At 69.9% G+C, this 13,417-nt stretch carries 13 protein-coding genes and 1 tRNA gene; 8 read left to right on the plus strand and 6 right to left on the minus strand.

All coding sequences use genetic code 11. From position 1 onward, the window contains the following. A partial coding sequence (locus tag ACFE71_RS08670) for a 3-dehydroquinate synthase family protein (RefSeq protein WP_375428400.1) occupies positions 1-686 on the plus strand: 686 nt, incomplete at its 5' end. Beyond that, a complete protein-coding gene (locus tag ACFE71_RS08675) occupies positions 671-811 on the plus strand; it encodes a DUF2256 domain-containing protein (RefSeq protein WP_375428401.1) in 141 nt (46 codons plus the stop codon). The genes ACFE71_RS08670 and ACFE71_RS08675, both read left to right, overlap by 16 nt. Positions 812-907: 96 nt before the next feature. Here the strand turns inward: ACFE71_RS08675 and ACFE71_RS08680 are convergent, their stop codons facing one another. Genes ACFE71_RS08680 through radA form a run of 5 tightly spaced genes read right to left on the minus strand, consistent with a single transcriptional unit; the run spans position 908 to position 5,395 of the window. After that, entirely contained in the window at positions 908-1,237 is a 330-nt protein-coding gene (locus ACFE71_RS08680) for a DUF423 domain-containing protein (RefSeq protein ID WP_375428402.1), read from the minus strand. 2 nt (positions 1,238-1,239) lie between these two features. Next, positions 1,240-2,997, minus strand: coding sequence for a cation:proton antiporter (locus ACFE71_RS08685; RefSeq protein ID WP_375428403.1), 1,758 nt, complete (start codon positions 2,995-2,997; stop codon positions 1,240-1,242). After that, positions 2,997-3,434 (minus strand): iron-sulfur cluster assembly scaffold protein, encoded by a 438-nt coding sequence (locus ACFE71_RS08690; RefSeq protein ID WP_375428404.1) that lies wholly within the window; start codon positions 3,432-3,434, stop codon positions 2,997-2,999. The genes ACFE71_RS08685 and ACFE71_RS08690 overlap by 1 nt, the downstream gene beginning before the upstream one ends. After that, entirely contained in the window at positions 3,431-3,982 is a 552-nt protein-coding gene (locus ACFE71_RS08695; RefSeq protein ID WP_375428405.1) for a CvpA family protein, read from the minus strand. Before ACFE71_RS08695 ends, ACFE71_RS08690 begins: the two co-directional genes overlap by 4 nt. 36 nt (positions 3,983-4,018) lie before the next feature. After that, positions 4,019-5,395: a DNA repair protein RadA gene (gene radA / locus ACFE71_RS08700; protein WP_375428406.1), complete on the minus strand. Its 1,377-nt coding sequence runs from the start codon at positions 5,393-5,395 to the stop codon at positions 4,019-4,021. 287 nt (positions 5,396-5,682) lie between these two features. On the opposite strand from radA, the gene ACFE71_RS08705 reads away from it, so the two are divergent. Both ACFE71_RS08705 and ACFE71_RS08710 read left to right on the plus strand, forming a co-directional pair. Next, positions 5,683-7,785 (plus strand): LamG-like jellyroll fold domain-containing protein, encoded by a 2,103-nt coding sequence (locus ACFE71_RS08705; protein WP_375428407.1) that lies wholly within the window; start codon positions 5,683-5,685, stop codon positions 7,783-7,785. Positions 7,786-7,876: 91 nt separating this feature from the next. Then, positions 7,877-9,040: a glycosyltransferase family 4 protein gene (locus ACFE71_RS08710; protein WP_375428408.1), complete on the plus strand. Its 1,164-nt coding sequence runs from the start codon at positions 7,877-7,879 to the stop codon at positions 9,038-9,040. Positions 9,041-9,059: 19 nt separating this feature from the next. Here ACFE71_RS08710 and ACFE71_RS08715 read toward each other — a convergent pair whose 3' ends face one another. Then, positions 9,060-9,635 (minus strand): PadR family transcriptional regulator, encoded by a 576-nt coding sequence (locus ACFE71_RS08715; protein ID WP_375428409.1) that lies wholly within the window; start codon positions 9,633-9,635, stop codon positions 9,060-9,062. 122 nt (positions 9,636-9,757) lie between these two features. Here ACFE71_RS08715 and ACFE71_RS08720 point away from each other — a divergent pair, with 122 nt between their 5' ends. The 4 genes from ACFE71_RS08720 to ACFE71_RS08735 all read left to right on the plus strand — a co-directional run bounded on the left by ACFE71_RS08720 (position 9,758) and on the right by ACFE71_RS08735 (position 13,395). Then, on the plus strand, positions 9,758-11,068 hold the full coding sequence (locus tag ACFE71_RS08720; RefSeq protein WP_375428410.1) for a replication-associated recombination protein A: 1,311 nt from the start codon (positions 9,758-9,760) through the stop codon (positions 11,066-11,068). Next, positions 11,052-12,437, plus strand: coding sequence for a serine hydrolase domain-containing protein (locus tag ACFE71_RS08725; protein WP_375428411.1), 1,386 nt, complete (start codon positions 11,052-11,054; stop codon positions 12,435-12,437). The genes ACFE71_RS08720 and ACFE71_RS08725 overlap by 17 nt, the downstream gene beginning before the upstream one ends. Further along, complete coding sequence (locus ACFE71_RS08730; RefSeq protein WP_375428412.1) at positions 12,434-13,303, plus strand: hypothetical protein; 870 nt, start codon at positions 12,434-12,436, stop codon at positions 13,301-13,303. Before ACFE71_RS08725 ends, ACFE71_RS08730 begins: the two co-directional genes overlap by 4 nt. A 16-nt stretch (positions 13,304-13,319) precedes the next feature. Further along, a tRNA-Thr gene (locus ACFE71_RS08735) sits at positions 13,320-13,395 on the plus strand. The last annotated feature ends 22 nt before the right edge of the window (positions 13,396-13,417 follow it).

Here is a 13,417-nt window from a genome sequence, read left to right on the forward strand (position 1 = left end):
AGACCGGCATCAACGCGCGCGCGGGCAAGAACCTGATCGGCGCGTTCCACCAACCCCGCCTCGTCCTGATCGACCCGGAGGTGCTGGACACCCTCCCCCCGCGCGAACTGCGCGCCGGCTATGCGGAGGTGGTCAAATACGGCCTGATCGACGACCCCGACTTCTTCGCCTGGTGCGAGGCGAACGGCCCCGCGCTCCTCGCCGGCGACGCGGACGCCCGCGCCCACGCCATCGCGCACTCGGTCGCCTCCAAGGCGCGGATCGTGACCGCCGACGAGCACGAAACGACGGGCCAACGCGCCCTCCTCAATCTCGGCCACACCTTCGGCCACGCGCTCGAAGCCGAAGCGGGATTCGACGGCACGCTCTTACACGGCGAGGCCGTCGCTGCCGGCTGCGCGCTCGCCCATCGCTACTCGGTCCGCCGCGGCCTCTGCCCGCCCGCCGACGCCGAGCGCGTCGCCGCCCACCTCCACGCGGTCGGCCTCCCCGACGGCTTGGCGGGCGTCACCGCCTCGGGCGCGCGCCTGGTCGACCACATGCGCCACGACAAAAAGGTCAGCGGCGGCATCCTTCCCTTCCTCCTCACGCGAGGGATCGGCGAGGCCTTCCTCGACCGCACCGTCGACTTGGTCGACGTGATCGCCTTTCTCGACGTGGAGCCTCGCCGATGCCCAACGGGGTGAAAAAGCAGAACCTCCCGACAAAGGTATGCCCCGCCTGCGACCGCCCCTTCACTTGGCGCAAGAAGTGGGCCCGCGACTGGGACAGCGTGATCTACTGCTCCGACGCCTGCCGGAAGAAGCGGTGACCTTTTGCTCGTCACCCCGGACTTGATCCGGGGTCCCGCTTTTCGCCGCAGCCGAGAAGCGGGATGCCGAATCAGGTCCGGCATGACGGGTCAGGTTCAGCTCGCTCGCACCCCCGCCCAAGCCAACCAGACCCACCCCCCGATCAGCACCAATCCCCCGATCGGCGTCACCGCGCCCAGCCATTTCGGGGCGCCCGCCGCCATCAGATACAGCGTGCCCGCGAACAGCGCCGCCCCCGCGACGAACGCCCAGGACGCGCCGCGCGCGCCCATGCCCATCGCGACCAGCGCGGCGACCGCGTGGACCAGCTGGTACTGCGCGCCCGTGCTCAGCCACTCGGCCGCCTTGCCGTGCGCGCCGTGCGCGCCGTAGGCGCCCGCCGCGACCGCGATCGCGCCCGACAGCGCCGCCATTACCTGCAGCATGTTCAGCTCTCCCCCGCCAACTGCCGGTTCTCCGTGATGATCCGCTCGATCCCCGCGCGCAGGTCGCCCGTGTCCGACTGTTCCCTCAACCGCTCCTCATCGCGTTTCCGGTACTCGTCCTCGACCCGGTCGATATCATCGTCGTCGATCTCCAACGCCGCCATCGCCATCCGCGCCATGCACACCGCCGATTCGATCACCTCGCGCACCGCGCCCGCGATGGGTCCGCCCGCGATCCTGATCATGCTCCGCCGGTCATACGCGCGCACGAACACCGACGCCTTCGGAAACGCCGCCGCCACCCCGTGCAGGAAATCCGCGTCGATCAAATCGCCGTTGGGGCAGAACAGCAGCAGCTGAGCCTCCGCCGCCCCCGCCTGTCGCAGCAGGTCCATCCGCGTCCCGTCACCATAATAGACCTTGGCCCCGAACGTCCCCGCCGTCTCGATCATCTCGGGATCCTGATCGATCAGCGTAACCTTGATGCGTTGCAGGATCAGCATCTGCGCCACCGTCTGCCCGAACCGGCCGTATCCGATCACCAGCGCGCTCGCCCCGTCGCCGGGCGGACCCTCGGGCATCGCGCCCTCCTCGCGCTCGGGCTCGGCCCTGATCCGCTGCGTGTAGCGCATCAGGAACGGCGTGAACGCCATCGATACCGTCACCACCGCCCCGAACAGCGACGCGGTCTCCGGCAGGATCAGCCGCCCCGCCTGCGCCTGCGTGAACAGCACGAACCCGAACTCGCCTCCCTGGCTGAGCAGCAGCCCCAGAGCCAGCGCCTCGCGCCACCCCATCCGGAACGCCAGCCCCAGCGCGAAGATCACCCCCGTCTTCACTCCGATCACCGCCGCCGCCATGCCCAGCACGAACAGCGGCCGATCGGCGATCGCATGGAGGTCGAGCATCATCCCCACCGCCAGGAAGAACAACCCCAGCAGCACCGACCGGAACGGTTCGACATCCGCCTCCAGCTCGTGCCGGTACGGGCTGTCGGCCAGCATCACGCCCGCGATGAACGCGCCCAGCGCCGTGGACAGCCCCAATGACGCCATCAGCGCCGCGCTCGCGACGACGGTGAACAGCCCCGCGAACACGAACATCTCGCGCTCGCCCAGCCGCCCGATCAGCCGGAACAGCGGCCGGAGCAGGAACCGCCCCGCCAGCACCAGCCCGACCACCGCCGTAAGCGTCTGGACGCCCACCACCCAGCCCGGCGTCGCATCCACGTTCGCGGGCGCGCGGCTCATCGCCGCCAGGATCGCGATCAGCGGCACGATCGACAGGTCCTGGAACAACAGCACGGAGAACGCCCGCTCGCCGAACGGCGTCCTGAGCCGCCCGACCGATTGCAGCATCGGCAGGACCTGCGCCGTCGACGACAGCGCCAGCGGCAACCCCAGCGCGAGCGCCGCGGCCGGCGAGAAACGCGCCAGCACCAGCACCCCGGTCAACCCCAGCCCGCATAGCACGACCTGCAGCAGCCCCAGCCCGAATATATCGTGCTTCAACCGCCACAATCGCTGTGGATTCAGCTCCAGCCCGACCAGGAACAGCAGGATCGTGATCCCGAACTCGGCGAACCCGAGCATCGACTCCGCTCCGCCGACCAGCCCCAGCATCTGCGGCCCGACCACCGCCCCCGCGACCAGGTACCCCAGCGTCGCGCCCAGCCCGAGCTTGCGAAACAGCAGCACGCACGCCAGCCCGAACGCGAGCAGGATCGCCCCGTCGCGCAGCATGTTCGACCCATGCTCCATCAGGCGGCGGCCGCCTTGGCCGATGCCTGCTCCGCCGCCTCGGCCGCCGCCTCGAACGCCAGCCGGATCGACGCATGCCGCGCCGGGTACGCCCGCGCCGGCTCGAACACGCCGAGGCCGGGCCAGTCCGGCGCGGCACCACCCTGGGTCAGCCACCGCGCCAGATCATCGCGCGCTTCCGCCAGCTCACTCGGCGTCCGCCCGACGGCCCCGCCCGCGAGCAGCGACGACGCCGCCTGCCCCAACGCGCAGGCCCGGACAAGCATGCCGACCGCCGCGACACGCCCGTCCGCGTCCAGATCGACATCCACGGTTACCCGGCTTCCGCACACCGCCGACCGTTTCTCCGACGATCCCATCGGCGCGGGCAGCCGAGCGCCATGCGGCATCTCCGCCGCCAGCCGCAGGATGTCCGGGTTGTATAGCGCGACGCTCATTTCTCTTCCTTCGCGCCCGAACCGGCGTCGACTTTAAACACCGGCTCGCCCTTACGCCGCCGGTCCACGAAATCCGCGATCCCCGCGCTGGTGGCGTTCAGCAGCGGATAGGTCCGCGACGTCCGCATCCATTCCGGCCGCCCGCGCGGTCCCCCGCCCATGAAATCGAACAGCAACGTCGCCAGCAGGAACAGCAACGCCGCGACCAGCAATCCCTTGAGCGCCCCGAACCCGAACCCCAGCGCCCGGTCCACCGGCCCCAGCACCGACGCCTTGGTCCGCTTTCCGATCGCATTGGCGATCACGCGTCCGATCAGCCACGTGCCCCCCGCCAAGATCGCAAAGGCGAGCGTCGCGCCGCCGCTCGCCGTCCCCACGCTCGCCGCCAGGACTTGGGCGAGCGGCAGGTGGAACAGCTTGATCGCGAACACCACGGCGACCCACGCGCCTAGCGCCAGCACCTCGTAAACGAACCCGCGCTTCAGCCCGAGCAACGCCGATCCGACCACGGCCAACAGTACGAAGATGTCGAGCGAAGTGAGCGCCACAAATGTCCGTTTCGATGGTGAACCGTCCCGGCGGAGCTACCCCCGCCCCAACAGATGGTCAACGAGCGCGCCCAGCGTCTTGAACCCCGACACCCTGAGCGGACCCGCGTCCTTCCCCACGCTCGCCGGCGCGAGCGCCCGCTCGAACCCCAGCTTGCCCGCCTCCTTGCAGCGCAGCGCCGCATGCGCGACCGGCCGCACTTCGCCCGACAGCGCGATCTCCCCGAACGCCACCGCGTCGGCGGGCACCGGCCGCTCCGACAGGGCGGACACCAACGCCGCCGCCACCGCCAGGTCGGCCGCCGGGTCCTGCACCCGGTAGCCCCCCGCCACGTTCAGATACACTTCGGCCGACGAGAACGACAGCCCGCACCGCGCCTCCAGCACCGCCAGCACCATCGCCAGCCGTCCCGAGTCCCACCCCACCACCGACCGCCTCGGCGTCGCCCCGCTCGCCAGCCGCACGACCAGCGCCTGAATTTCGACGAGCACCGGCCGCGTGCCTTCCAACGCCGGGAACACCGTCGCCCCCGTCACGCCCTCTTCGCGGTGCGTCAGGAACAGCGCCGATGGGTTCGCGACCTCGCTCAGGCCCTCCTCGTCCATCGCGAACACGCCGATCTCGTCCGTGCCGCCGAACCGGTTCTTGACCGCGCGCAGGATGCGGTACTGGTGCGACCGCTCCCCCTCGAAGCTCAGCACCGTGTCGACCATGTGCTCCAGCACGCGCGGGCCCGCGATCGACCCGTCCTTGGTGACATGCCCGACCAGCACCACCGCGGTCCCGCGCTCCTTGGCGAAACGGATCAGCTCCTGCGCCGACGCGCGCACCTGGCTGACGGTGCCGGGCGCGCCCTCGATCAGGTCCGAATGCATCGTCTGGATCGAGTCGATCACCAGCAGGGCGGGCGGCGGCCCCATGCTCAGCGTCGTGAGGATGTCGCGCGTCGAGGTCGCCGCCGCCAGCCGCACCGGCGCGGCGCCCAGCCCCAGCCGCCGCGCGCGTAAGCGAACCTGGTCCGCCGCCTCCTCGCCCGAGACATACGCGACCCCCCGCCCCGCCAGCGCCAGCCTGGCCGCGGCCTGGAGCAGCAGCGTCGACTTGCCGATCCCCGGATCGCCCGCGAACAGCGTCGCCGACGCCTCCACGAACCCCCCGCCCATCGCCCGGTCCAGCTCGGCGATGCCCGTCGTCATCCGGTCGGGGAGCTTGACCTCCGAATCGAGCCCGATCATTTCGATCGCGCGGCCCCCGCCCTGCAGATTATGCTTGGCCTGGAACGGGGTCGCGGCGGTCGATGGTGCTTCCTCGACGATCGTGTTCCACTCCGAACAATCGGCGCATTGCCCCTGCCACCGCGAGGATACCGACCCGCAGGCCTGACAGACGAAACGCTTATGCGGGCGGGCCATGGGCGGAATATAGCGATGGAGGAACGGGAAGAGAACGCATTCCAACCCCTCTCCCGCTTTCGCGGGAGAGGGACAGGCGCGAAGCGCCAGGGTGAGGGCCCGACCGTGCCCGGAAATGCCCCCATCCGACCGCGCTACGCCGCCCCGGATCACGGAGGCGGTCCATGGTCCGATCGGGGAAGCGAAGATGTGAGCGTTCACGGATTCATCATCGATCATTCACGCCACCGTCGCCGATGCGGCTTATCGGCATGAACACCCCGAACGGACGAGGACCCGACTCCATCATGAGCGAAGCGGAAGTGAATGCTGAGCGCCTGCGTGACCTACAGAACGCGTTCGACGGCTCGTCCCTGGTCCCCGATCGGCGCTCCTTTCTGGGATACGGCTTGAGTTCCTTACTACTGTCGACGATCCTCTCGGGCTGCGGCGACGACCAGGACGGCGCGCCGGCTGTCGGCGCGACGCCGCCCCCTCCGGCGACCATCTCCAGCTTCGGCCTGGCCGTGCTGCCCGACACGCAGTTCTACTCGCGCTACGCCACCGCGGAGACGGGCAACCAGTTCGCCAGGCGCTATGGCAGCGAGCCGTTCCTGGCCCAGACCAATTGGATCGCCGCCAACGCCGCGCAGCTCCGCATTCCCTTCGTCATCCACCTTGGCGACGTGGTCGATCAGGCGACCCGGCCGCAGCAATGGGCGGTCGCGGACACCGCGATGAAGGCGTTGGAGGACGCCAAAATTCCTTATTCGATCCTCGCCGGCAATCACGACGTCCGCCAGGACATCGGCTACAATGTTCCGGCCGACCAAGCGACGGGGACCGACGCCGCCCGCGATCTCGCGGTCGAGCCGTATCTGCAGACGTTCGGGCGCGACCGGGCGAGCCGCCAGGCGACCTTCGGCGGTCGCGACGCCAGCGGGTTCCACGAATATCACACCTTCACCGCCGAAGGTCAGCGATTCATGGTGCTGTCGATGTCCTGGCGCGCGTCCGATGCGGCGATCGCCTGGGCGCGCGGCGTCATCGCCGCCAACCCGACGCTGCCGGTCATCCTCGTCAACCACGATCTGCTGGCCATCGCCAACGACGGCCTCAGCCCGCGCGAGACGAGCTATGGCGACCTTCTCTGGCAGCGGCTGATCCGCGACAACGATCAGATTTTCATGACGTTGAACGGTCATTATCACGGCTCGTCGCGGCTGACCAAGCTTAACGATTTCGGCAACGCCGTCGAACAGATGGTCGTGGACTACCAGATGGCGTACCAGGGCGGGAACGCGCTGATGCGCTTCTACGAGATCGACCTCACCAACAACCGCATCAACGCGATCACCTTTTCCCCCTGGGTGCGGCAGAAACCCGGCGACAGCCTGAACGCGTTCGACCAGCCGGTGCTGACCGAACCCAACCACCAGTTCAGCATTTCGATGGATTTCGCGCGGAGGTTCGCGCGGTTCAGCCCCGATTTCCGCGCCTCCTCCGCCGCCACGGCGATCGCCAACGTCGCCCCGGCCGCGTCGGCCCTCATCACCAACGGCTTCGCCGCGCCCGCCCCGATCGTCTCCCGCACCCCGGCGGGTCCCGACGATTATCCGCGCATCCCCGAGACGCGGGCGCATTGGCGCTTCTTCGGCGGCGCGAACGGGACCGCGGTGTCCGAAGGCGCGGTCATCGAGGACCGGTCGGGCAACGGCAACGCGATCAGGCGCGCCGGGCTCAACCAACCGGCGGGCAACACCGCCGCGCTCGACGATCTGGTCTGGACCGATGACCGCCACCGTCTGTCGTCCGCCCCGGGCAGCATCGCCTTCCGCAACACGCGCGGCCCCAGGCTCAGCTATTTCCTGACGGCGGCCGACGCCGCGATCAACGCGGAGACCTTCACGTCGGGCTATACCGTCGAGGCGTTCATGAAGGTCCCCGCCGCTTGGACCGCCGCGAACAACTCGTTCATGGCGATGATGTCGCGGGCCGGCAGGCGCGGCAACCTTTCGGGTTTCGCGGGCGGCCTGCCGCAATCGCCCCCGCTCCAATTCGCCTTCTCCAACCTGCGCGAAGTTCAGTTCGAAATCATCCCGGAACAGGCGCCGCCCCGCTCGTCGCGGGTGAACTGGTCGGGGGAGATCGTGCTGGACACCTGGATCCATGTCGCGGTCGTGGGCGACGCGACCACCCGCGAGACGACGATGTACGTCGAGGGCGCGCCCGTCCTCCGCAACGCGATCGACACGGTCGGCCTCGCCACGCTCGGCCTGCCATGGACCGTCGGCGCGGGTTATTGGGACGGAGGTCCTCCCGGCGGCGGGTTCCTGGGGTCGCTGGGAGAGATCAGGATCGTGGCACGCCCCCTGACCCCCGCTCAGTGGCTCACGGGGCGCGCTTCGTGACGAACCGGCGGGCCGCGCCGCGGTGCGCGGCCCGCCGCCGACCGCGCCGCCCGTTTGCCGCCTCCGCCCACGCCCGCTATGCGCCTCGGGGATGCAGCCACCCGACCCCGATCCATCTCAGCTGCGCGTCGCGCTCTTCAGCGGCAATTACAATTACGTCCGCGACGGCGCGAACCAGGCGCTGAACCTGCTCGTCGGGCACCTGCTCGCCCAGGGCGTGACCGTGCGCGTCTACTCTCCCACCACATGCACCCCGGCCTTTCCACCCACCGGCGACCTCGTCGACGTGCCCGCGCTGCCCATGCCGTTCGGACGCGGCGAGTACCGCGTGGCGCGCGGGTTGCCGGCGCGGGTGCGCCGCGACCTCGCCGCTTTCGCGCCCAACATCGTCCACGTCTCGACGCCCGACCTGCTCGGCCACCGCGCGCTCGGCTGGGCGGAGGCGAACGGGGTGCGCGCCGTCGCCTCGTTCCACACGCGGTTCGAGACGTACTTTCGTTACTACAAGCTCGGCTTCGTCACGCCGTTCATCGAACGGCTGATGAAGCGCTTCTACGACCGCGTCGACCGCGTGCTCGTACCCGGCCCCAGCATGGAACGGCTGTTGCGCGACTGGGGCGTCACCGCGCCCATCTCCGTCTGGTCGCGCGGGATCGACCACGCCCGCTTCGACCCCGGCCGCCGCGACATGGCGTGGCGGCGCGCGCTCGGGATCGCCGACGCCGACCCGGTGATCGGCTTTCTCGGCCGGCTGGTGAAGGAGAAGGGCCTCAGCATCTTCGCGCATGTCGTGCGCGAGCTCGAGGCAAGGGGCGTTCCGCACAAGGTGCTCGTGATCGGCGACGGCCCCGCGCGCGACTGGTTCGCGTGCCGGGTGCCGGACGCGGTCTTCACCGGCTTCCTGTCGGGCGACGATCTCGGCCGCGCGGTCGCCTCCACCGATATGTTCTTCAACCCCAGCGTCACCGAGACGTTCGGCAACGTCACCACCGAGGCGATGTGCGCGGGCGTCCCCGTCGTCGCCGCGCGCGCGACCGGCGCGGTCGACCTGATCGAACACGGCGTGACCGGCTTCCTCGTCCCGCCGCGCGACGTCGGGGCCTATGCCGACGCGATCGCCCGCATCGTGGCCGATCCCGCGCTACGCCGCACGATGGGAGAAGCCGGCCACGCGCGCGCCCTCGCCTATCGCTGGGACACCGCCAATCAGGCCGCGCTCGATGCCTATCTCGAGGTCATGGCCGCGCCCGCCTAGCGCGGGCGCCCGAACCGCGTCAGCGCAGCCGTTCGATCCGCTGCGCCACCTCGTCGATCAGCGCCGCGATGTCGTGGAGCGTGTCCTCGGACATTTCGCCCCGTTGCACCCGGTGCTGGAGCGCGACGCGCAGGTTCTGCATCGCCCGGCGGATCGGCGTCCCCTCGCCCCGGCTCCGCTCCGCGCCCATCTCGGCCAGCCGTGCCATCAGTCCCGCGACCAGCTCGGCGTTCTCCGCCAGTTCGCGGCGACCCGCATTGGTGATCGCATATCGCTTCTTCGCGCCTTCCGACACCTGCTCGGCCGTCAGGTCCATCTCGTCCAGCAGCGTCAGCAGCGGGTACACCACACCCGGGCTCGGCGCGTACGCCCCCTTGGTGATCCCCTCGATCTCGCGGATCAGGTCGTATCCGTGCCGCGGCTCGTCAGCGATCAGCTTCAGCACGATCAGCCGCAGCTCCTCGCGCCGGAACATCGGCCGCCCGCGCCCGCCCTCCTGCTTCTCGCCCGCGTCCCACGCGAAGCTGAACGGCCCCCGCGACCAATGCCCACCGCCGCGCGGCCCGCATCCCCGTCCCTGCATCCCATGCCACATGATCGTCGCTCCTCTATCTTGACGCGCTCAAGATATATCTTGGAATAGCGGAGTCAAGAGCTCCGACCCGCCGCATAGGTCAGGTTCTTCTGGTTCCGCTCGATCTCGCCTATCGTGCCCGCATGGCCGACCTCTTCGCCGACCTCGAACAGCCGCAGGCACCCACCCCCGACGCCCCGCTCGCCGACCGCCTCCGCCCCCGCACGCTGGCCGACGTCGTCGGCCAGGAGCATCTGACCGGCCCCACGGGCGCGATCGGCCGCATGGTCGCCGCGGGGCGCCTGTCCTCGATCGTCCTCTGGGGCCCGCCCGGTACCGGCAAGACCACCATCGCCCGCCTCCTCGCCGACGCGGTCGGCCTCCGCTTCCTGTCCATCTCGGCCGTCTTCTCCGGCATCGCCGACCTTAAGAAGGCCTTCGCCGAAGCCCGCGACGCCGCCCGCGCCGGCCGCCGCACCCTCCTGTTCGTGGACGAGATCCACCGCTTCAACCGCGCCCAGCAGGACGGCTTCCTTCCCGTCGTCGAGGACGGCACCGTCATCCTCGTCGGCGCCACCACCGAGAACCCCAGCTTCGAACTCAACGCCGCCCTCCTCAGCCGCGCCCAGGTCCTCATCCTCCACCGCCTCGATCACGCCGCGCTTGGCAAGCTGCTCGACCGGGCCGAGGCGGAGGTCGCCCGCCCCCTACCCCTCGACGCGGAGGCCCGTGACGCGCTCCTCGCCAGCGCCGACGGCGACGGCCGCTTCCTCCTCAACCAGGTCGAGACACTCTACTCGGTCGACCTGCCCGCCCCGCTCGACCCCGCCGGCCTGGGCGCGCTCCTACAGCGCCGCGTCGCCACCTACGACAAGGACCGCGAAGGCCATTACGGCCTCATCTCCGCGCTCCACAAATCGATCCGCGGCTCCGACCCGCAGGCCGCGCTCTACTATCTCGCCCGGATGCTCACTGCCGGCGAGCAGCCGCTCTTTCTCCTGCGCCGCCTTGTCCGAGCCGCCGTTGAGGACGTGGGCCTCGCCGACCCGCAGGCGCTGGTCCAATGCCTCGCCGCCAAGGACGCCTACGACTTCCTCGGCTCCCCCGAAGGCGAGCTCGCCATCGCGCAGGCCTGCCTCTACCTGGCCACCGCCCCCAAGTCGAACGCCGTCTACGCCGCCCAGAAAGCCGCCTGGACCACCGCCCGCGAGACCGGCTCGCTCCAGCCCCCGCTTTCGATCCTCAGCGCGCCCACCAAACTCATGCGCGACGCCGGCTACGGCGAAGGCTACCAGTACGACCACGACAAGGCGGACGGCTTCTCCGGCGCGCATTACTGGCCCGACGACATGGAGCCCCGGACCTTCTACACCCCCACCGACCGAGGCGCGGAACGCCGCATCGCCGAACGCATGGCCTGGTGGGAGGAGAAGAGGAATGAGAAGCGCGGTTAGCCTGGCCCTGCTGCTGGCCGTCCCGGCAGCGGCGCAGCAGGTCGCCCCCACCGAGCCCACGCTCTACCAACGAGCGATCGCGGCGGGGTACAAGGCGCTGACGATATGCTCGGGCATCTTCAATGCCGATCGGACGGCGCGGCAGATCGAGGCCGACGACTTACGCGGCATCTACCCGGAATATGATGGGATCGTGCCGACGCTGAAAGCCGACGTCGATCTCGTCTCCGACTCGGTCAGGGTAGATTGGTCGGACACCCTTGCGCCCCGCATCGCGACGCGGCGCGACGGTACCGGTTGCGAGCTGGCCCCCATCGGCTCGGAGACCGGCAACGTCCTGATAAAGGAACAGGCCGAACCACCGCCGCTGATCGCCCGGGCTCGACCGGGCCGAAGCGAGGAGCAATGGCCCTTGGGGGATACCGGCATCGCGCCGCGCCCCTCGCCCACGCTCGTCGCGGCGATGACTCGAGCCTTCGACCGCACCACCTACGGGCAGGCTTCGGAAACCGTCGGCGTCGTCGTGCTCCGCGATGGCGAAGTCGTCGCCGAGCGTTATCGCGACGGCTTCGGCGCTTACACCTCCAACCGCACTTGGTCGGTCGCGAAGAGCCTTGCGGGTATGACGATTGGAGTGGCGCAAGCGCAAGGTGCGATCGATATCGCCGTGGCCGCGCCGGTTCCGGAATGGCAGGCGGCGGGGGACCCACGCGCGGCGATCACGACCGACCAGCTCCTCCGCATGACGTCCGGCCTACATAGCGACACCGCCGGCAGCCGCACCGACGTCATCTATTTCGGCGGCGTTGCCGTCACCGAGCAGGCGACCGGGTGGCCGCTCATCGCGCAGCCCGGCACACGCTTCCGCTACGCCAACAACGACATCCTGCTCGCCGTCCGAGGTCTCCGCGCCAAGCTGGGCGAGGAGCGTCACCGCGACTTCCCCACTCGCGAACTCTTCGCCAGGCTCGGCATGCGCCACACGGTCGCCGAGACCGACTGGCGCGGCAATTACATCCTCTCTTCCCAGGTCTGGTCCACCGCCCGCGACCTCGCCCGCTTCGGCCAGTTCATGCTCCAGGACGGCGTGTGGCAAGGCCAGCGCCTGCTCCCCGCCGGCTGGATGGCCGACTCGGTCAAGCCGCTCGGCCCGCAGCCCGCGACCGGCCCCGGCTACGGCCGCACCCTCTGGCTATTCGGCCCCGCGCAGGGCCTCCCCACCGGCAGCTACGCCGCGCAGGGCAATCGCGGCCAATACGTCATGGTGATCCCCTCCGAACGCCTCGTGATCGTCCGCCGTGGCGAAGATCCCGGCCCCGCCCGCTTCGACATCGCCCGCTTCGCCGCCGATATCATCAAAGCACGGTGAGGCTGTTCACCCGCTTCGCCGTCATCGACTGGTCCGGTGAGGCGGTCGCACGACCGAAGGGACTTGCCCTCGCCGAAGCGACGGTCGGACGCTTCGCCCCCGCGCTGCTTCGCCCCGAGGACGGTTGGTCGCGCGCCCGCATCGCCGATTGGCTTGAAGCGCATGCCGAGGCCGGAACCGACTTGCTTATCGGTCTCGACCTGTCGCCCGGCCTCCCCTTCCTCGACCAGGGAAGCTACTTCCCCGGCTGGCCCGCATCGCCCCCGGATGCCAAGGCGCTCTGGCGCTTCGTCGACGAGGCCTCAGTCGACGACGACCACCTCGCGGTGAACGGCTTCCTCCGCCACGAACACGCGCACCCCCATTTCCGCCATCACACCGGCACCGGCGCGGCCTTCCCCGGCGGCCGGGGTCGCCTGCGCGTCTGCGAGGTCGAACAGGCGCGCATGGGCCTGTCCCCATCGAGTTGCCTCAACCTCGTCGGCGCGGCCCAGGTCGGCAAGTCGAGCCTGACCGGCATGCGCGTCCTCCACCGCCTAGACAACCGCATTCCCGTCTGGCCCTTCGACCCCGTCCCACAGCGCGGCCCGGTGATCGTCGAGATCTACACCGCCATCGCCGCCCGCGCGGCCGGCCTCCTCCGGGGCCTGAGCAAGATCCGCGACCAAACCGGCCTGGACGCCGCGCTCGAGGCGCTCGGCTCCGACAAGCATCCCGGCCTGGCCCGCCACGACGATCATTCGACCGACGCGATCGTCACGACCGCCTGGCTCCGCGCCGTCGCCCATCGCCCGGAACTCTGGTCGCCCGCCGCGCTCACGCCCGAGATCGCCCGCACCGAAGGCTGGACCTTCGGCGTTCCATGACGCATTTAGGCGGCGGGCCGGTTTAGCTCAGTTGGTAGAGCGCCAGTTTTGTAAACTGGATGTCGCGGGTTCGATTCCTGCAACCGGCACCAGCCCTCCGCGTTCCGCCCCCCG

The organism is uncultured Sphingomonas sp. (genome assembly GCF_964237155.1).
In the GTDB taxonomy this organism is placed as follows: domain Bacteria; phylum Pseudomonadota; class Alphaproteobacteria; order Sphingomonadales; family Sphingomonadaceae; genus Sphingomonas.

Bases quoted from the DNA above. Each gene is read 5' to 3' on its own strand.
- radA (WP_375428406.1), bottom strand. From the start codon at position 5,395: ATGGCCCGCCCGCATAAGCGTTTCGTCTGTCAGGCCTGCGGGTCGGTA.
- ACFE71_RS08720 (WP_375428410.1), top strand. From the start codon at position 9,758: ATGGCCGACCTCTTCGCCGACCTCGAACAGCCGCAGGCACCCACCCCC.
- ACFE71_RS08680 (WP_375428402.1), bottom strand. From the start codon at position 1,237: ATGCTGCAGGTAATGGCGGCGCTGTCGGGCGCGATCGCGGTCGCGGCG.
- ACFE71_RS08725 (WP_375428411.1), top strand. From the start codon at position 11,052: ATGAGAAGCGCGGTTAGCCTGGCCCTGCTGCTGGCCGTCCCGGCAGCG.
- ACFE71_RS08675 (WP_375428401.1), top strand. From the start codon at position 671: ATGCCCAACGGGGTGAAAAAGCAGAACCTCCCGACAAAGGTATGCCCC.
- ACFE71_RS08715 (WP_375428409.1), bottom strand. From the start codon at position 9,635: ATGTGGCATGGGATGCAGGGACGGGGATGCGGGCCGCGCGGCGGTGGG.
- ACFE71_RS08690 (WP_375428404.1), bottom strand. From the start codon at position 3,434: ATGAGCGTCGCGCTATACAACCCGGACATCCTGCGGCTGGCGGCGGAG.
- ACFE71_RS08705 (WP_375428407.1), top strand. From the start codon at position 5,683: ATGAGCGAAGCGGAAGTGAATGCTGAGCGCCTGCGTGACCTACAGAAC.
- ACFE71_RS08710 (WP_375428408.1), top strand. From the start codon at position 7,877: ATGCAGCCACCCGACCCCGATCCATCTCAGCTGCGCGTCGCGCTCTTC.
- ACFE71_RS08685 (WP_375428403.1), bottom strand. From the start codon at position 2,997: ATGGAGCATGGGTCGAACATGCTGCGCGACGGGGCGATCCTGCTCGCG.